Consider the following 19,472-nt stretch of genomic DNA (forward strand, 5'->3'; position numbering starts at 1 on the left):
GTTTTCGCCGTGAGAGGGCGACGTCTTAACCCCTTGACCAACAAGCCTTGCAACGCTGATTATAATATCACACTGCAAGGCTGTTGTCAACCACTTTTTTATTTTTTTTAATTTTTATGTTACCGCTCACGAAATGCCAGCACAAAAATCACTGCTGTCTGCAAGCCTACACTGACAGCCATAAGTGCCGCTAAAAGTAAATACCAGAATTTTTCATTTGTTTTATTCTGCTGCAATGTTTTTATAAGTTCTTCTGATATTGACTTTAATATTGACTCATCTGCATTTTCTTCTTCCTGCACTGCTTCTTCTTGCATTTTTTCATACGTTACATCTGCTGTTATAAGATAGCCCTGCGGATCAGACGTATACTGCGCTTTATAACACACCATTGGCAGATCAGGCTGCGCCACGTCTCCTGAATAAATTGCCTGATATCGCGGTACCATTTTGTTTCCTGTTATCCTGACACTTCTCTTCCAGTTTCCTTCCTCGTCCTGCCAGCCATCTCCATACCATTCTATTGACGTGATCTGATTAAATGCACCATCTAAATGATGCTCCTGCATAAATACCGCCTCATAGCCTTCAAACCATGGACTTTCTTCTGTCGCGTAAAAACATTCATCGTTTCTTTGATAAACCCAAGACTCTCCATTCCAGCTGTAAATATCCCACTCCTCAAGAGCACCTTCCTTCCAATCTGCGCCATCCTCTTTTAACTCAATTCTTCCAATTGTTCCATAAAGAGCTTCTCCTGTCACTTCATCTGCTGTCTCTACATCAAGCGTTTCCGAAACTTCCTGCCCTTCCTGACAGCTTAAGTATTTCGTCACATTTTTCAGACGATCTGTCTGCATCCATTCATCTTTGGAAAGTGATGTCAACGTATAGTGGATTCCTGCTTCTTCTATTTCCTGCTCCGGCTCATACGATGCATATGCCCACATTGCTTCGCTTTTTTGTATCAGCTGTGTCGTCAGCTCTGTCACCTGATACTCTACATCCTTCATCGCATACCAATCGCCTTGCTTTTCAACTGTTTCGGCAAAAGCATGAGGCGTGTTTGTATCAGACACATATGTATAAGTTTCCGTCCAGATATCATCCCCATCTGACTGACTGACAAGTTCACCTTCCTGTGCTGTTTCTGTAATTTGCACTTCAGGCTGCGAGACTTCTTCAAATGCCTGTACTGCTTCCTGCATGACCATTTGTGCTGTCAACAGTGCCGATACAATCAATACTGTTTTTCTTTGTTTTAGTACCATAAAATTCTCCTTTTCTTTTTCTTTTTTCTCCTCCTTTGTATGTACCAAAAAAGCATCTGCAGACAACCACCGTTTTTATACGGATCAGTTAGTTTTGCTAGATGCTTTTTATCTTATGTATATAAATTTCCTATGCCTGTAATTACTGTGTGTCCTCGCTGTCTTCTTTTTTCAGTGGAACAATTCCAAGCTGATAGCCAAGCGGCTCAAGAAGACGATTCATAGCACGAACGGTCGGCATAATTTTTCCTTTTTCGTAACGGATAATCATCTGACGCGGAACACCTGTGATATCCTCAAGTGATTTCTGGCTCATCTTTGCCTCATCCTTACGAAGTTTCTTATACTCGGCAATCAAACATTCACTGCGCTCTGTTGAACGGTCAAAGCGAGTCTCTTTTTCTTCCATTTTTTGTATTCCTCTTTTCATTGTTATTTTTGCTTTCGTATATTGCAAGTGTAACACTTACGTTTCTGTTTGTCAAGGCTTTTTTGCGGCAAGTCCCGAAGGTGGCTTGGCTATAGATATTGGATTATCCGTGTAACTTTTCGTTAGCCCACTCCATGATATATGACCTTGTAATATCAAATGATGCACCGCCAACTGACAAAAGTTCTGTCACAAATTCATTATGATCAAATGATTCACCAAGCATCTCCTTTACCTCTTCTTCCAGATCGCATATCTGATAATAGCCGATTGAATAGCTAAGAATTGTACCTGGCTCTGCCATACACGCATCATATACATCACGCACATCTTCTGCGCTGTCAAGATAGAAGTAAGTTTCCCACAGGTCATATACATCATCAACTGTCCATCCGCCATAATTGATTCCAATATCAGACAAACCCATTAACAGATAACTAAACTCTTGATCCAGAAAAATAACTTCCATCATATCTGGATCAAGTCCCCAGCTATCTAGTGAAAGGCGCGCTGCATATTCTGCCCATCCCTCCTCAAAGCCAATATTTGACACAAAGAAATTGATCGGATGCCAACCCTGCTGTTTTACATAATTAAAAAAGTACAGATGACCAGGATAACCTTCATGCGCCAGCGTTTCATACAAAACTCCAAGATCCGTGCCAAGCGCATCTGGATTTAAGCAAATCTGATTAACATCGTCATGATCCTCCTGAGATGTCAGATAATATGCCAGTACGCCATCGCTTCGAAGAGCAGTTGGAAGCTCCTCTACCTGATAACCAGGATCTGCAATCGGTGCAAAATTTTCCTTTGTATAAACACGAAGCGCATCTAAAATCTCAGATGGTGTTCTTTTTTCAAAGCCATACTCTGAATTCATATAGCCTTCATATATTTCATCATCCTCTAACAGCTCTGAGAATCGTTCCTCACAATCATCAAGCTTGTCATACATATAATCAAACAATTCCTCGGCATCCATAGAAACACCTGCATATGTTTCAATTAGATAATTATAATAATCCTCGCCCTCAGCATATTCAGCAAAGCCTTCCCACTCGTCAAATGTTTCCTGCCACTGTGAAAGCTGCTGTTTAAGCTTTGCAAATGCCGGATTTACAATCTGCTCTACCAGTTCTTTGTTTTTTGCCTTAAAATTCGCACGTTCTTCATCAGAAAGAAATGCAGCCTCGTCAAGCTTTTTTTCGAAACCCTCAATAAAAACATTTGTGTTTTTGCCGACAAGCTCATCAATTGCCTCACTATTAACCTGCAGCATATACTTTGACGGGACTAGATCATATTCTGCATACTCATTTGTATAATCAATTGCATAATCAATATAATTCGGAATATCCTGCAAAAATTTTAAATATTCTTCTACATCCTTCTTTTCAATAAACAAATAATTTTGAAAATCATTAGCAAGAGAATTAACAATTCCATTTGACCCGCCAATAAGTGAAGAAAAGTCAAACATATCCGTATACTTCTCATTCAGGTCAATCTGTACCATAAGCTTATCATACAAGATCTGCTGTTGTCTTGTCAGTTGTGTCTTATCAAATGACCTCAATTCCTTAAGGTCTTCCTCCTGCTGCTTTTCATATGCTTCAATTGCTTCCTCATCATACTCACTGTAATCCATCAATGTATATGAACTTAGTTCAATGCCATAATTTTCTGGATGCTCAAGATAAAAGTGAATTTGAAATGGATTTTCACTGATCCATTGTGCATAAATTCTGTCTAAATAAGCATCAAATGCTTCCTGTGTCTTTTGATCTGCCGCTGCCGGCATACACTGTATAATAAGACTGCATATCAATGATGCTGCCGCCCATTTCATTTGTCTTTTCATAGCTGCCCCTTTCTTTTTGTCATGAGAAATCAGCTGTACTTTTTGCTTTTTATTCCCTTATCATTAAAATTGCTGCCAAATTACCTCTTTGCGCCCCCATAATTCTATGAGAGTACAAAAGATCTGGGTTACATCTGGTACAAATATTTGTTACACTGATATTTTGCGGCTGCACGCCAGCCTCCTCTAAAATTATGCGGTTTGCCCGCCACAGATCAAGATAGCTTCTGTCATTTCGTCCTGCATGACATATTGCTTCCATCTGTTTTTTTGAAAATGTTTTTGCAAATTCCTCTACTACCTCTGGTCCTACCTCAAAGCAATCACCGCATATACTCGGTCCGATGGCTGCTATCACATTCTGTGGCTGTGTGCCAAACGCTTTATTCATCGCTTTTAGTGTTTTTTCACCCATGCGTCCCACGGTGCCGCGCCATCCGGAATGTGATAATCCAATTGCCTTATTTTTAGAATCTGCAAAATAAAGCGGCACACAATCAGCATAAAATGTTACAAGCGGCAGCCCAGGCTCATTTGTAATTAATCCATCCACATCTGTGTAATCGCGTTCTCTTACCGTTCCCTTTCCGGCATCTTTTTCTGTCACAAGGCGTACATTTGTAGTGTGAGTCTGATGGGACAAGACCACTTTTTTCCAGTCAAAACCCACTGCGTCTCCAAGCCTTTTATAATTCTCTGCAACAATTTTATCTTCTTCTCCGCGTCCAAAACCCAGGTTCATAGACGCAAAGCAGCCACTGCTCACACCGCCAAGTCTTGTAGAGAAGGCATGTGTCAGCCAGGACTGCTTTTTCAATGCTTCAAATTCCAAATAAGGAACTTTATCTTTTTCAATTAACCGCGGGTCTTCTCCCGTACCTTTTCGAATGAGCATCATATTTTGATCTCCTTTTTACACGTACTGATCTATCAGCAAAGAAATGCATCCCTGACAAGCCGAATTTCTTCTCCCAGTATTCCCACTGCATCAAAGCGGCATTTAACACTTTGATATTTTGAATGTGTAAGCAAATAATACTGCGCTGTCCGAATAATTTTTTGCTGTTTTCGTTTATCGACTGCCTCTAACGGATCGCCTGTCTTTTCATTTTTACGGTATTTCACCTCAATAAAGCACAGGCAATCTCGCTCTATTGCAATTATGTCAATCTCTCCGATTCTGCACCGATAATTGCGTTCTATTATCTGATACCCTTTCTTTGTCAGATAATCTGAAGCTTTTAATTCATACACGCTTCCGATCTGGCGTTTATTCAATCCTGTTCTCCCTGCCAAAAGGCACTGATAAAGGTTCTTCTGTGGATCGGCACAGGTCCTTTTTTCTTTAACGTTTCAATATGAGCTGCACTTCCATATCCCTTATTGTCTGAAAAGCCATATCCCGGATAAATTCGATCATACTCACGCATGATACGGTCTCTCGTTACCTTTGCGATAATACTGGCAGCTGCAATTGAATAACATTTTGCATCTCCCTTTATAATCGGTGTCTGTGCCACGGTAAGCTTAGGAATACGCACTGCATCTGCAAGCACATGACCAAGCGGCAGCGTAAGTTGGCTGACCGCCTCGCGCATCGCTTCATATGTTGCCTGCAAAATATTGATTTCATCAATTCTTTTTGCATCGACAATTCCTACTCCATAGGATACTGCTTCCTTTAAAATCTGCTCGTAAAGCTGTTCTCTTTTCTTTTCTGAGACCTGCTTTGAGTCGTTGACATACGGAATTTTTCCATCACGCGGCATAATGACAGCTGCCGCCACAACTGGTCCCGCAAGCGGTCCTCGTCCGGCCTCGTCAATTCCGCAGTATATTGTGCTGCCTGCAATCTCACGTTCAAAGTCGATCATCCCCTGAACACGCTCAAGCTCCTTTTTTTCCTTTTCCAAGCGCTTCATAGCCTTTTCTGCAAGAAGCTGCACACTTTTTCTTGGGTCTGTACGCAGATTGCTGCAAAGTGCAATCAGTGCCTCTTCGCTGCAATTTTGAAGTTCCTGCGTAATCGCAGCAACTGACTTTTGTTTCCCATCCATGTTCTTTATCCTGTCTTATCCTTCGTTTTTTTGCAGCAAAACATTGTTCTGACTGCTTATGCCTTCTTAGGCACCTCAAGCGAAACCTTTCCAATGCGGCCGCTTCTAAAATCATCAGTAATCTGCGCAGATACCTTATCAAAATCAGTCTCTGCACCCCTCTTTAAACACCCTCTCTGTCTGGCAATATTTTCCATCCAGAGTACTATTTCATTGTCGCGCTCATCATCTGGCTGCGGCACTGCCCCGTAGCGTGCTTCAAACAGCTGATTGTAATTCGCCTTTCCATATGAAAGCAAATGGTAGGCAATTTCCTGCATATTAAGTACTTCATCGCTGATTGAACCCACACAGGCAAGCTTCATTCCGATTGCCTCATAATCAAACTTAGGCCACAAAATACCTGGCGTATCAAGAAGCTCAAGCTGTTTGCCGATCTTGATCCACTGGTTTCCACGCGTAACACCTGGCTTATTTCCTGTCTTTGCAGCTGTCTTTCCTGCAAGTGAATTAATAAATGTAGATTTTCCTACATTAGGAATACCTACAACCATGGCGCGGATCGGACGATTTAAAATTCCCTTGCGGCGATCACGCTCAATCTTTTCCTGACATGCAATTTTCACACCATCAACGACAGCTTTTTTGAAATTTGTTTTTCTTGCATCAAGACGAATTGGTGTGATGCCCTTCTTTCTAAAATAATCCATCCAGGCAAGTGTCGCCTGATCATCTGCCAAATCTGCCTTGTTCAAAAAAATCATTCTTGCTTTTCCAGCTGCAAGTTTATCAATATCGGGATTTCGTCCTGCCAAAGGTGCTCTCGCATCTGTTAGTTCCATAACAAGATCAACTAATTTCAGATCCTCCTGCATAGCACGGCGTGCCTTTGTCATATGTCCCGGATACCACTGTATCTGCATAGTTTATCAAACCTTTCTTTTCTTTCTGAACAGCTTCGCTGTTTTCAGTATAACTCATTTTGCTGTTTGCGGTCAATCCAATTCTCTATAAAAGATGGAATGAAAGAAATGACTCTCCCACAAACCAAACCTTTCCCACAATCTGATCCTTTGATACCATACCAATATCTTCTGATCTGCTGTCTTCACTATAAACTGCATTATCTCCCAAAACAAAATATTCGTTTTCTCCAACTGTCAGTTCATCTGAAGCTGTTCCTGCATAGATCAGATCCTTACTATATTCATTCGCCTGCTCACACAAAGTTCCATTTATATAAATCATTCCTTCTTTAATGCTTATGCGATCACCCGGACATGCAATGATACGCTTGATTTGAAGCTCATCGCTGTCTTTGATCTGAAATGCAATTACATCAAACTGCTTCGGTGAAACAAAACGATACTGTATTTTATTTAGTAACAGCAGACTTTTTTCTGCGACTGCCGGTTCCATAGAATGACCCTTCATCTGCATTGGAAATGCCAAAAACAGATAAACAAACAGCGCCAGTATAATTAGAAGCGCTGTATTTGCCAATCCGCTCACAATACGCCACGGCAGGCTCTTTTTCTTTTGTTTTCCCAACGATACTGCTTTCATCTATCTGTACCTCTATTTAATCCCAAACAAAATCTAACTGACCGTCTCTCTTAAAGTCAAAAAGGAGAGGTCATACATATTGTATAGGCCCCTCCTTTGTATAGGTTCGTTATTACTTTACGATTTCCTTAACCTTAGCGCTCTTTCCTACTCTCTGTCTTAAGTAGTTCAGCTTTGCTCTGCGTACCTTACCCTTGCGTACAACTTCGATTCTCTCTACTGCTGGAGAGTGTACCGGCCAGGTCTTCTCTACACCAACACCGTTGGATGACTTTCTTACAGTGAAGGTCTCACGGATTCCGCCGTTCTGTCTCTTTAAAACAGTACCCTCGAACATCTGGATTCTTTCCTTCTCACCCTCGCGGATCTTAGCGTATACTCTTACGGTATCGCCTACGTTAAACTGATCAACATGCTCCTTTAACTGAGCCTTCTCAATGCTTTCAATAATGCCACTCATAGTGTGCCTCCTTATACTAATACGGATGTTCATAATACACGCAGTAACAGCGGACCATCTCTAAAATCACAACAGAAATACTTTATCATATTGCTCACAAAAAAGCAAGCTGTTTTTTCTTTTTTTCGCATGTTTTTTCTTTTTTTGCAGATACTGTCCATAAGCTTTTATTTGGAATGAATTGAAATGCCATTTTTTCGGTAATCAGTATCCAGATGAAAGTCTCACACAAATTTATAAGGAGATTTCTATTATGACAAATTGTACCTGTACCGTTACAGAATGTAAGCATAACGACGATCACTGCTGCTGCAAATCAGAAATTCTTGTTAATACAGACTCAAAGAATGACTGCTCATGCGGCTGCACATGCTGTGCAAGCTTTGACCAAAAAACTTCCGATTCTTTTAAAAACAGCACACAGACACCAAATCCTGCTTTAAAAATTGGCTGCAATGCTGTTCAGTGTATCCACAATGAAAACCATTTATGTCAGGCAGAATCAGTGGCAATCAATGGAATGAATACACAATCAGGCAATCATACAGAATGTGCAACGTTTCAGGCCAGATAATTATAAAAGCACATGAAAAAGGCGCCTCGGCGCCTTTTATTATTTTCCACGAATTTTCTGGATTGCAGTCACAATCAATAGTACACAAAGATTTACAAGCACAATGCTTGCACCAGTCGGTGTGGAAAGTAAAAATGAAATCACTAGGCCAAGTAAGAAGTCTATTACTGCTGTGATTGCTGCTGCAATAATAACACCGCTAAAGCTTCTTTGAAGACGCATTGCTATAAGTGCCGGAAAAATAATAAGGCTTGAAATCAGCATTGCTCCCATCATTCGCATGCCAAGGGTGATCGTCACTGCTGTAAGAACAGACAAAAGTGCATTAAAACGGCCAACAGGAATGCCAGATGCCTTTGAAAAATTCTCATCAAATGTAATAGAAAAAATACGGCTGTAAAATAAAATAAACAGTGCCAAAACAATAACACATAAAACTATACTTATCATGACATCCTGCTCATTCATAACGAGAATACTTCCAAACATGTAGCTTGAAACATCTGTGTTGATACCAGTTGTCAAAGCTGTGACTGTGATGCCTATTGCAAGTGCTGATGAAGATACTACGGCAATGGCCGCATCATTTTTCATATGCGCGTTCTCACGAATCCTAAGCAGACAAAAGGAGGCAATAATAACAATCGGAATAGAAATCCAAAGCGGAGATACACCTAATGCAACTGCAACTGATAAAGCCCCAAATGACACATGGGACAGACCATCTCCAATCATAGAATAATGTTTAAGCACAAGGCATACACCAAGAAGCGCCGCACAAAGCGACACAAGCACACCTACTATCAGTGCTCTTTGAATAAATGGATATTGAAACATCGTAATAATCAGATTCATTTTTCTTCTTCCTCTCTGAAAGCCGTTCCAAGCATACGCTTTCCCTCTTCACTTGCACAGTACTCTCTGCGCGTTCCAAAAAAGTAGCCTTGCGGACCAATATGAAGAACTTTATCTGCATATGGAAGTGCTCCTGCAATATCATGTGTTACCATAACAATAGCCGTATGCTCTTTTTTGTTAAGCTTTTCCAAAATCTCATACAGTTCACGCGTAACTGTTGGATCAAGTCCTGTGACTGGCTCATCTAAAATCAAAAGACTTTCCGTTGCACAAAGCGCTCTTGCAATCAGCACGCGCTGCTGCTGACCTCCTGATAATTCACCAAATGATCTTGATGCCAAATTTTCAAGTTCAAGATGACGCATCTGTCTTCTTGCCTTTTCCTTATCTTCTTTTGAATAGAAAAAGCGGCCTTTTCTTGTACTTAGACAGCCTGATAAAATCACCTCCCAGACAGTTGCCGGGAAATCTTTTTGTGAGCTTGTCTGCTGCGGCAGATATCCAATTACATGGTTTGAAATTTCCTTTCCATAATTTACCTGACCGCTTCCTGCCGGAATCAGACCTAGTAAACCTTTTATCAATGTGGATTTTCCAGAGCCATTTTCTCCTACCACACAAACATACTCACCTTCCTGAACCTGAAATGACAGATCTTTAATGACCTGCTGGTTTTCGTATCCAAATGATACTTTTTTACATTCAAACAGCATTTTACTGTAATCCTTTCTTTAAATTTTCTGCATTTTGTCTCATCAACTCCACATAAGTCACACCTTCCTGCAGCTGCTTTGAAGTCACAGTATGGCATGAATGAAGTTCTAATATCTCAACGCCTGTTGCTTCCTGTATCATCTGAGCTGTCTTTGTATTTCCCATCTCAACATGATAAATTGCTTTTATATTTTCAGATTGTATCTCTTCTATTAAAGATGCTATGACTCTAGCTGACGGCTCCGTATCTCCGGCGCAACCAGCAAATGCAGCATCATAATCCAAACCAAATTCCTGTGTAAAATATAAAAATGGGAATCGATCAGCAAATAGAATTTTCTTCACACGTGCATTGTCTACAATTTCCTCTATTTCAGACTGCACATCTGCAATCTGTTCGCGATAAGCCGCTGCATTATCGCGAAACTGTTTCTCGTGCTCAGGATCTGCCTCACAAAAAATCTCCTCAATAGCTGATACAAGAAGCTGCGCATTTTCAAGTGAAGTCCATATATGCTCATCATATTCATCATGATGATGTTCATCTTCTTCATCATGATCATGCTCCTCTTCTTCATCGTGGTCATGTGAATGACCTGTTGTTTTCATACTTTTTGTATGCGCCTCTTCGAGCAGATCTACTGTCTCTATTCCCTGAAAGGTGATTCCATGACTGCGCGGAACTGCTTCTAACACCTCTTCTACCCACGTTTCCATCTCACCGCCATTGTAAAGAAAAATATCAGCCGACTGAAGCGCAAGAAGATCCTGTGCTGTAGGTTCAAAACTGTGGCTGTCGCGTCCAGGCGGCAGTAGCAGTGTCACATCCAAATATTCTCCTCCAATTGCTCTGGCAAAATCATAATAGGGAAATACCGTTGCGACAACTGAAATTTTGTGTGATGCTTCTGATGGATCAGACACATCTGCATTTATATCTTTTACTTTATTACAACCAGCAGCCATAGATACTGTCACAAGCAAAACAGCCAATATCCATTTGCATTTACCTGTTAATTTTCGCATTTTGTTTTCCTTCCATATATACTTAATATACTTATCATCAGTATAATTCGATGATTAAATAATTATTTAATTCCCCAAACACGCAGCAAGGCCGCCGTTTTCACGGCAGCCTTGTGTATGTTTTCTTCTTTTGTACACTTTCTGTATTATAAATACTAATTCCGATAGATTATAAGCTTACGCTGCTGTAGTTTGGTGCCTCTTTGGTGATCTGAATATCATGCGGATGACTTTCCTTTAAAGAAGCGGCACTGATCTTAACGAACTTGCCAGTCTCCTGCAGTGTCTTGATATTCTTTGCACCACAGTAGCCCATACCGGAACGAATACCACCAACTAACTGGAAGATGGTATCTTCTACTGTTCCCTTGTATGCAACACGTCCTTCTACACCTTCCGGAACAAGCTTCTTTGCCTCTGTCTGGAAGTAACGATCCTTAGAACCATTCTCCATAGCAGCAATGGAACCCATTCCACGGTAAACCTTATACTTTCTTCCCTGATACAGCTCAAACTCACCCGGTGCCTCGTCACAGCCTGCAAACATACTTCCCATCATGCAGACACTTGCACCTGCAGCTAAAGCCTTTGTCATATCACCAGAATACTTGATACCGCCATCTGCGATGATCGGCACACCATATGGCTTTGCAGCCTCATAGCAGTCCATAACAGCAGAAACCTGCGGAACACCAATACCAGCAACCACACGTGTGGTACAAATAGAACCTGGTCCAATACCAATCTTAACAGCATCTGCTCCTGCCTCGATCAGTGCCTTTGTTGCCTCTCCTGTTGCTACGTTACCAACGATAACCTGCAGATCAGGATAAGCTGCCTTGATCTCCTTTAAGGTAGTGATGATGTTCTTAGAATGACCATGTGCAGAATCGATTACGATACAATCTACCTTTGCATTTACGAGAGCTGTTACACGATCCATAACATTCTTTGTGATACCGACAGCTGCACCACACAGAAGACGTCCCTGCTCGTCCTTTGCAGACAGCGGATACTTGATCTGCTTCTCAATATCCTTAATGGTGATTAGACCCTTTAAGTTGAAATCATCATCAACGATTGGAAGCTTCTCTACTCTTGCCTTAGCCAGAATCTTCTTTGCTTCTGCAAGGGTAACACCCTCTTTTGCAGTTACAAGATTCTTGCTTGTCATGACTTCACGAATTTTACGGGAGAAATCCTCTTCGAACTTTAAATCACGGTTTGTGATAATGCCGACAAGCTTTCTGCCCTCAGTGATCGGCACACCTGAGATGCGGAACTTTGCCATCAGTGCATTGGCATCCTCGAGAGTATGCTCCGGGGAAAGGTAGAACGGATCTGTAATAACGCCATACTCAGAACGCTTTACCTTATCAACTTCCTCAGCCTGTGCTTCAATAGACATGTTCTTGTGGATAATACCGATACCACCCTGACGCGCAATGGCAATTGCCATACGATGCTCTGTAACAGTGTCCATACCAGCACTCATCATCGGGATATTTAACTGAATCTTTTTTGTTAAATGCGTTGTTAAATCAATCATGTTAGGAGTTACCTCAGAATACTGAGGAACCAACAGGACATCATCAAACGTGATGCCATCACCAATAATCTGACTCATGTCTACTATACCTCTCTCTTTGTCTTTAAAATGTATTTAAGTTATTAGTTCTTTGCCGTGATATTCTGCTCAATCATCACCTTTCTCGGCGCGGCACTCTTCATGCATTTGAGAAGATTATCATTTGGCTCGATAACATATACGAACTTGCCATTCTCGTCAGAATAAGCAATTCCGTAGGTGTTGGCATCAGCCTTTCCTGATGAAAAGTCTACTACCTTCACCTGATTGTTACCTTTGATGTAATCGAATTCATGTGACTTCATGGAAGCCATTTTTTCGATTTTCTGGATGTCCAGCTTCTTCATACGCTTGCGTGTGCGCTGTGAAAGAATACGGTCAATTGCCAGCTCATTTGTGACAAATACATATTCATACTCAACATGCAGACGCGCACTTCCAAAGTAAGCTGCTGCGGCAGCGGCTAACAGAGCGACAAATCCAAACGGACTAATCACACTAACATAAAACCCAATCAGAAACAGCAAAACGATACCAATATAAAATGGAACCGTAAGCGGAGACTTCTTGCGTTTTACGAGCCACTCGGCATAAATATCATTATTCATACCTTCTCTCCTTTCATCCCGCCTTGTGGCATGGGAGATATTTAAATTATTATATATTACTTTGATGGATTTTAAAAGACCTTTTTTCAACTTTTTGTTTTTTTAAGGAATTTTTGTAGAAAGATACCGAAGGAATGGGCGGAATCTGTCGATTTGCAGAGCAAAGCGCTGTTTTCGAAAACTATTGGGCGGATTGTTTTCCTTAGGATTTGGCGGTTCCCACTTCTCTCTACTTTGTGATAATACCTACGGATTGCTCCGCTTCGCTCTCGCAATCCTACAAGCATTCGGATTCCACAGCTTCGCTTCGCGAAACCGCTTCATCCTCATGCTTGGGCGGTTCCTAAAAAGACAGGGAGTCCCCCGTGCAAGCACGGGTACTCCCTGTCTTTTTGTAACCTGGTATCCAGCTCTCCCGCGCTGTCTCATGCGCAAAATCGCCCTATCGGGCTTACTCGCTGCTTCGCAGCTATTTTGCTTATGAGGCGGCGCTCCTTTCTAGCACAACCTTCAGAAAAAACATGCAAGCATGTTTTATTCTGAACGCGTGCTAGAATGAGCTGTTTTATCACATCATTCCGCCCATGCCTGCGCCTGCTGGTGCTGCCGGGGTTTCTTCTTTAATGTTTGCTACTACAGACTCTGTTGTCAGTAAGGTAGAAGCTACGCTTGTTGCATTCTGCAGTGCGCTTCTTGTTACCTTTGCCGGATCAAGGATACCTGCCTCGATCATATCTACATAAGTCTCATTATAAGCATCATAACCTACGCCATCTTTTGCCTCACGGACATTGTTGATGATAACAGCGCCCTCAAGACCTGCGTTGCTTGCGATATGGAACAGTGGAGCCTCAAGTGCCTTCATGATGATCTTTGCACCTGTCTTCTCATCTCCCTCAAGGGAATCAACCAACTCGGCAACCTTCTTGGATGCCTCAATATATGCAGTACCGCCACCTGCAACGATACCCTCTTCTACAGCTGCTCTTGTTGCATTCAATGCATCTTCCATACGCAGCTTGCATTCCTTCATTTCTGTCTCAGTTGCTGCACCTACACGGATTACTGCTACTCCGCCTGCTAACTTTGCAAGACGCTCCTGCAGCTTTTCCTTGTCAAACTCTGATGTAGTCTCAGCGAGCTGACCCTTAATCTGACCAATTCTTGCCTCGATATCTGCCTTCTGTCCGCAGCCATCTACGATAACTGTGTTCTCTTTCTGAACCTTTACAGACTTTGCACGTCCAAGCATATCAATAGTGGTATCCTTTAACTCGTAGCCAAGATCAGAAGAAATTACAGTGCCGCCAGTCAGAATTGCGATATCCTGCAGCATTTCCTTTCTGCGATCACCATAACCCGGAGCCTTTACACCTACTACCTGGAAGGTTCCTCTTAACTTGTTTACAATAAGTGTGGTCAATGCCTCACCCTCGATATCCTCAGCGATGATTAACAGCTTTGCTCCTGCCTGAACGATCTGCTCCAGTAATGGAAGGATCTCCTGAATGTTGGAAATCTTCTTATCGGTAATCAGGATATATGGATTATCTAAAACTGCTTCCATCTTCTCCATATCAGTTGCCATGTATGCAGATACATATCCTCTGTCAAACTGCATACCTTCTACAAGATCCAGCTCTGTCTTCATGGTCTTGGACTCCTCGATAGTGATAACACCATCCTTAGAAACCTTCTCCATTGCATCTGCAACCATCTCACCTACAGACTCATCTGCTGCGGAAATTGCTGCTACCTTTGCCATCTGTGCTTTTCCTGAAATCGGCTGGCTCATTCTTGCGATCTCTTCTACTGCTACGTCAGATGCCTTCTTCATACCTTTTCTTAAAACGATCGGGTTTGCACCTGCTGCCAGATTCTTCATACCTTCATTGATCATTGCCTGAGCAAGTACGGTAGCTGTTGTGGTACCATCACCAGCAACATCATTTGTCTTTGTTGCAACTTCCTTAACAAGCTGTGCACCCATGTTCTCGAATGCGTCCTCAAGCTCAATCTCCTTTGCGATAGTAACACCATCGTTTGTGATTAACGGAGTACCGTAGGACTTATCCAGAACAACATTTCTTCCTTTCGGTCCGAGGGTTACTCTAACGGTATCTGCCAGTTTATTTACACCAGCCTCTAAGGCTGCTCTTGCTTCTGCGCCATATTTAATTTCCTTAGCCATGATTTTGTTCCTCCTGATACTATTTCAATTCTTTTCAATCCACACAATACAAGTTTTCAACTCGCATTAAATCAATCATCTTTGACCAAATTATTTTATTTAGGATCTGCCACAGATAATTACTCAACAATTGCAAGAATATCACTCTGCTTTACAATAATGTAGGTCTCATCCTCAAGCTTTACCTCTGTTCCGGCATACTTGGAGTAGATAACAGTCTGACCAACCTTTACCTGCATGGTTACTTCCTTGCCATCAACAACTCCGCCTGGACCAACTGCGATGATCTGTGCCTGCTGTGGCTTCTCTTTCTCAGAACCTGGAATAACAATACCAGACTTTGTAGTGGTTTCTGCTGCGACCTGCTTTAATACAACTCTGTCACCTAAAGGTACTAACTTCATAATGGAAACCTCCTTAATAATTAACACTATACTTTATTATAGTTTTTATTTTCTTATCTTATGTCTTATTGCTAGCACTCATTTCATCTGAGTGCTAATTATGACATTGTTTATAATAATGATTTTGGCAAAATATTGCAACCTTGTATATGGCTGTATATTAGTATTTATCTCTATTTTTCTCTTGTTTTCTTTGTTTTTCTATCGTTTTTCTATTATTTTCTTTTCTTATACAAAAATTACATTTTGTCTTTCCATTTTGTTCAAAATAGAGTATACTAGTCATGACATCCCGATGATACCAGACAATAAAGTTGTGAATCCTTAGTATCATTGGCAAAAATTTTGTGAAAGAAAGGAGTTTGCTATGGCTGATTTTATGAAGAAAGTGACCAAGCTGGCACTCAAGAGCGCTGCTGTATGTGCAGGAGTTGCAGCAAGTGCCGCTCTGCTGCATAAGTACGTGAAGATCCAGTCAAATTGCAGCGAATGCGGACCTAGCGAAGATGATTTTGATGAAGACAGAAACGAGGATGACACCACGAAAAACGTGGATGAGGCTGCAAACACAGCATCTGAAGAAGAGTCTGATGCAATTTCTTCCGATGAGGCAACTGATTCCTCTAGCCGTCGATATATCAATATTCATGTAACTGGAAAAAACAGCGATGTAGACATCAATATTGATAAGGGACAGCTTTTAGACGACGCAGCAAAGCTTGTTGCTGATGCAGCTCACCTTACAAAAAATCTGCGTCCAGGTTCTCACAGTGACAAGAAGGCTGATGAAAACAAATGTGAAGAAACTAAAGAAGAACAAGCAAAGGACGATGATTCTAATTTCCATTTTAAACACATGAATGCTGACAGTGATATCGCAGATCTTGACATTGAAGATCTTAGTGTCGATATTGACGAAGATCTTAGTGAGGGTGTTTCTGATCTGTATGCAATGGACGGTGTTTCTGAGGAAGATACTGCTGTCGATACTAAACCACTTCACGAGGATGATGTTAATCCAGAAAAAGCAAAAGAAGAAGATTCTGTTAATTCTTCTATCCATCTTTAAAAATCAAAAAACGGCCGGTTTCCCGGTCGTTTTTTTGTCAGTCTTTTTTCTTTTTGTCATCCATCTCCATGATGCCGTTTGTTTTAATCATTGCTCTCGGAATTGAATCCTTGGAGTTTTTCCAAGGTGCATCTTTAAATCGATAATCAAACTTATCTGCAAACCAGTCAAGTTCTTCTGCAAGACGCTTCATATTGTCCAGATACAGCTTTCCTGTAATTTCTGTAAACTCGTCAAGCTCCTTCTGATTAAGGCATTTCGCACCTTCCTTTAACAGATCACCATAATGCTCAGTACAAAAGCCCTTTCCCTTTGCGTACAGCTCTCTAAATGCAGCGTCACTCTTCCAAGTTGCTACTACAGTATGCAGATAACGCTCGAAGGTGTTATTTATACGATCACAAATAAAACATGACTTATTTAACTCATCAATATAATCTGTTAACGGATTGCTTGTCTCCTTCTTAAAGAAGGATGCCTTTTTTGGCGGCATCTTCATGCGCTTTTCAATTTCTTTGTTTGTACGGTCGATATGTGTCTTTAAGACTAATGCAAGACCAAGCTTATTATTCTGATCAAATACCATCTTCATGTGTGCCTTACAAAATCCCATTCGATCTGTCTCCATGCGAATATCATCCTCCATGTAGCTTGGACCCATGGTAAATTCGACTGCATTATTTTCAAGAATTGTCTTCATAGCGCAGATAGGACACTCACTGTCCATTGCAAATGCATCGTTAATCGGAATCGTATACAGTTTTTCTTTCATGCCGTCTGCTCCTTATTTTGGCAGCTTAAAGCTTGACTTTAATGAAACAATGCGGTTAAATACCGGCTTTCCTTCCTCGGAATCCTTGCAGTCTACGCAGAAAAAGCCATTGCGCACAAACTGGAAGCTGTCGTAAGCCTTTGCATCCTTTAAAGATGGCTCCAGCACACAATCCTTTAATACGGTTAAAGAGTTCGGATTAAAGTTTAATGTGCCATCTTCATTGAGCTTACCTTTTTCCTCGTCTACTAAGTTCTCATACAGACGAACCTCAGTGTGGAATGCAGTCTTCGCTGCTACCCAATGAATAGTTCCCTTTACCTTTCTGCCATCCGGGCTGTTTCCGCCCTTTGATGCCGGATCGTAAGTTCCATGAACCTCAACTATATTGCCATTTTCGTCCTTAACACAGCCTGTACACTTTACAAAATAAGCATTCATCAGACGAACCTCATTGCCAGGGAACATACGGAAATACTTCTTTGGCGGCTCCTCCATGAAATCATCTGCCTCAATGTAAAGCTCTCTGCCAAACGGAATTGTTCTGCTTCCAAGCTCTGGGTTTTCAAGGTTATTGACAACATCAAGTTCTTCCATCTGATCCTCTGGGTAGTTATCAATGATTAACTTAATTGGATTCAGTACTGCCATAACTCTTGAGCGCTTAAGCTTTAAGTCCTCACGGATACAATATTCAAGCATTGCATAATCAACAGAAGAATTTGCCTTTGCCACACCACAAAGATCAACAAACATGCGGATAGACTCTGGTGTAAATCCACGTCTTCTGAGTGCACTGATTGTAACAAGACGCGGATCATCCCATCCATCTACTACGCCGTCTTCTACGAGCTTTTTAATATAGCGCTTTCCAGTAACAACATTAGTCAGATACAGCTTTGCAAACTCTATCTGCTTTGGCGGCATAACAAACTCACACTCTTTTACAACCCAGTCATACAGCGGACGATGATCCTCAAACTCCAAAGTACAGATGGAATGAGTAATGTGCTCAATTGCATCCTCGATTGGGTGAGCAAAATCGTACATCGGGTAGATGCACCACTTATCTCCAGTATTATGATGAGTCAGATGAGCCACACGATAGATAACAGGATCTCTCATATTCATGTTCGGGGAAGCCATGTCAATCTTTGCACGAAGTACCTTCTCTCCGTCTGCATACTTGCCGTTTTTCATCTCCTCAAACAGCTGCAGATTTTCCTCTACGCTTCTGTTGCGGTATGGGCTCTCCTTACCTGGTTCAGTCAAGGTTCCTCTGTACTCGCGAATCTGCTCTGCTGTCAGATCACAAACAAATGCCTTTCCCTTCTTAATCAGGAATACGGCATACTCATACATCTGATCAAAATAATCTGATGCAAAAAACAGTCTGTCCTCAAAATCAGCACCAAGCCACTTTACATCCTCGGTGATAGACTTAACAAACTCAGTCTTTTCCTTTGTTGGATTTGTATCATCAAAACGCAGGTTGAACTTGCCATTATATTCCTTTGCCAGTCCACTGTTCAATAAAATAGACTTTGCATGTCCAATGTGCAGATAGCCATTTGGCTCCGGTGGAAATCTTGTCTGAACGTGGTCATAAGTTCCCTCCGCTAAATCCTTATCGATGATCATCTCTATAAAATTTTTTGAGACTGTCGTCTTTTCTTCTTTGTTTTCTTCCAGGACGATGTCTTTATTCTCCATAGTCTTCCTCCTTTAATTAAGCGCAATGCCCTTATCTACTAGGATATGTCAAAGGTCTTTAAATGTCAACCTTTTCTTTTTGATTTCAATGTATCAAAAAGGCCTCCTGATCTCTCAGAAAGCCTTGTCAAAAAGCTGATGACGGGACTCGGACCCGTGACCTCCTCATTACCAATGAGGTGCGCTACCACCTGTGCCACATCAGCTTATATTCTTTTGTCAACAAATCTTTGATCTCTCAAAAACTTATCGAAAGCTGATGACGGGACTCGGACCCGTGACCTCCTCATTACCAATGAGGTGCGCT

The 19,472-nt window shown here is 41.5% G+C and carries 20 protein-coding genes and 1 tRNA gene; 2 read left to right on the forward strand and 19 right to left on the reverse strand.

The features are described 5' to 3' along the window. Positions 1-119: 119 nt before the first annotated feature. The 9 genes from WJP93_RS13675 to rplS form a co-directional block, all read right to left on the reverse strand. Positions 120-1,271, reverse strand: a complete 1,152-nt coding sequence (locus WJP93_RS13675) for a hypothetical protein (RefSeq protein ID WP_337548778.1) — start codon at positions 1,269-1,271, stop codon at positions 120-122. A 142-nt stretch (positions 1,272-1,413) separates the two neighbouring features. Further along, entirely contained in the window at positions 1,414-1,680 is a 267-nt protein-coding gene (locus WJP93_RS13680) for a helix-turn-helix transcriptional regulator (RefSeq protein ID WP_066562318.1), read from the reverse strand. Between the two features lie 124 nt (positions 1,681-1,804). Continuing rightward, the gene (locus WJP93_RS13685) at positions 1,805-3,565 is read right to left on the reverse strand and encodes a DUF885 family protein (protein WP_337548779.1); all 1,761 of its coding nucleotides are present in this window, start codon (positions 3,563-3,565) and stop codon (positions 1,805-1,807) included. Between the two features lie 49 nt (positions 3,566-3,614). After that, positions 3,615-4,460 (reverse strand): peptidoglycan editing factor PgeF, encoded by an 846-nt coding sequence (gene pgeF, locus WJP93_RS13690; RefSeq protein ID WP_337548785.1) that lies wholly within the window; start codon positions 4,458-4,460, stop codon positions 3,615-3,617. Between the two features lie 35 nt (positions 4,461-4,495). Further along, positions 4,496-4,843, reverse strand: coding sequence for a YraN family protein (locus WJP93_RS13695; RefSeq protein WP_118612112.1), 348 nt, complete (start codon positions 4,841-4,843; stop codon positions 4,496-4,498). After that, complete coding sequence (locus WJP93_RS13700; protein WP_118612111.1) at positions 4,840-5,622, reverse strand: ribonuclease HII; 783 nt, start codon at positions 5,620-5,622, stop codon at positions 4,840-4,842. The genes WJP93_RS13695 and WJP93_RS13700 overlap by 4 nt, the downstream gene beginning before the upstream one ends. 56 nt (positions 5,623-5,678) lie before the next feature. Beyond that, positions 5,679-6,545, reverse strand: a complete 867-nt coding sequence (ylqF, locus tag WJP93_RS13705) for a ribosome biogenesis GTPase YlqF (protein ID WP_337548780.1) — start codon at positions 6,543-6,545, stop codon at positions 5,679-5,681. 85 nt (positions 6,546-6,630) lie between these two features. Continuing rightward, entirely contained in the window at positions 6,631-7,188 is a 558-nt protein-coding gene (gene lepB, locus WJP93_RS13710) for a signal peptidase I (RefSeq protein ID WP_227099975.1), read from the reverse strand. Between the two features lie 112 nt (positions 7,189-7,300). Further along, on the reverse strand, positions 7,301-7,648 hold the full coding sequence (gene rplS, locus WJP93_RS13715) for a 50S ribosomal protein L19 (protein ID WP_066562328.1): 348 nt from the start codon (positions 7,646-7,648) through the stop codon (positions 7,301-7,303). Positions 7,649-7,901: 253 nt separating this feature from the next. Between rplS and WJP93_RS13720 the strand changes: the two genes are divergently transcribed. Then, the gene (locus WJP93_RS13720) at positions 7,902-8,222 is read left to right on the forward strand and encodes a DUF1540 domain-containing protein (RefSeq protein ID WP_262537416.1); all 321 of its coding nucleotides are present in this window, start codon (positions 7,902-7,904) and stop codon (positions 8,220-8,222) included. Positions 8,223-8,261: 39 nt separating this feature from the next. Here the strand turns inward: WJP93_RS13720 and WJP93_RS13725 are convergent, their stop codons facing one another. The 7 genes from WJP93_RS13725 to WJP93_RS13755 all read right to left on the reverse strand — a co-directional run bounded on the left by WJP93_RS13725 (position 8,262) and on the right by WJP93_RS13755 (position 15,611). Next, positions 8,262-9,077: a metal ABC transporter permease gene (locus tag WJP93_RS13725; RefSeq protein WP_118612107.1), complete on the reverse strand. Its 816-nt coding sequence runs from the start codon at positions 9,075-9,077 to the stop codon at positions 8,262-8,264. Next, positions 9,074-9,793, reverse strand: a complete 720-nt coding sequence (locus WJP93_RS13730; RefSeq protein WP_262537411.1) for an ABC transporter ATP-binding protein — start codon at positions 9,791-9,793, stop codon at positions 9,074-9,076. The genes WJP93_RS13725 and WJP93_RS13730 overlap by 4 nt, the downstream gene beginning before the upstream one ends. Position 9,794: 1 nt before the next feature. Continuing rightward, positions 9,795-10,820 (reverse strand): metal ABC transporter substrate-binding protein, encoded by a 1,026-nt coding sequence (locus WJP93_RS13735; RefSeq protein WP_337548781.1) that lies wholly within the window; start codon positions 10,818-10,820, stop codon positions 9,795-9,797. A gap of 169 nt (positions 10,821-10,989) precedes the next feature. Next, positions 10,990-12,447 carry an IMP dehydrogenase gene (guaB, locus tag WJP93_RS13740; RefSeq protein ID WP_227099978.1) on the reverse strand — a complete coding sequence of 486 codons (1,458 nt, stop codon included), beginning with the start codon at positions 12,445-12,447 and terminating at the stop codon, positions 10,990-10,992. Between the two features lie 44 nt (positions 12,448-12,491). Next, positions 12,492-13,016: a DUF6106 family protein gene (locus WJP93_RS13745; RefSeq protein ID WP_337548782.1), complete on the reverse strand. Its 525-nt coding sequence runs from the start codon at positions 13,014-13,016 to the stop codon at positions 12,492-12,494. A gap of 568 nt (positions 13,017-13,584) precedes the next feature. Further along, the gene (gene groL / locus WJP93_RS13750) at positions 13,585-15,207 is read right to left on the reverse strand and encodes a chaperonin GroEL (protein ID WP_337548783.1); all 1,623 of its coding nucleotides are present in this window, start codon (positions 15,205-15,207) and stop codon (positions 13,585-13,587) included. Positions 15,208-15,326: 119 nt separating this feature from the next. After that, entirely contained in the window at positions 15,327-15,611 is a 285-nt protein-coding gene (locus WJP93_RS13755) for a co-chaperone GroES (RefSeq protein ID WP_118612100.1), read from the reverse strand. Positions 15,612-15,978: 367 nt separating this feature from the next. On the opposite strand from WJP93_RS13755, the gene WJP93_RS13760 reads away from it, so the two are divergent. Beyond that, complete coding sequence (locus WJP93_RS13760; protein ID WP_337548784.1) at positions 15,979-16,680, forward strand: hypothetical protein; 702 nt, start codon at positions 15,979-15,981, stop codon at positions 16,678-16,680. A gap of 37 nt (positions 16,681-16,717) precedes the next feature. Here the strand turns inward: WJP93_RS13760 and WJP93_RS13765 are convergent, their stop codons facing one another. The 3 genes from WJP93_RS13765 to WJP93_RS13775 all read right to left on the reverse strand — a co-directional run bounded on the left by WJP93_RS13765 (position 16,718) and on the right by WJP93_RS13775 (position 19,371). Further along, complete coding sequence (locus WJP93_RS13765; protein WP_066562354.1) at positions 16,718-17,452, reverse strand: DUF6062 family protein; 735 nt, start codon at positions 17,450-17,452, stop codon at positions 16,718-16,720. A gap of 12 nt (positions 17,453-17,464) precedes the next feature. Further along, entirely contained in the window at positions 17,465-19,165 is a 1,701-nt protein-coding gene (locus WJP93_RS13770) for a glutamine--tRNA ligase/YqeY domain fusion protein (RefSeq protein WP_066562356.1), read from the reverse strand. A gap of 133 nt (positions 19,166-19,298) precedes the next feature. Beyond that, positions 19,299-19,371 (reverse strand) — tRNA-Thr (locus WJP93_RS13775). Positions 19,372-19,472 lie beyond the last annotated feature (101 nt).

The sequence above is a fragment of the Anthropogastromicrobium sp. genome, assembly GCF_037349415.1.
Lineage (GTDB): Bacteria > Bacillota > Clostridia > Lachnospirales > Lachnospiraceae > Anthropogastromicrobium > Anthropogastromicrobium aceti.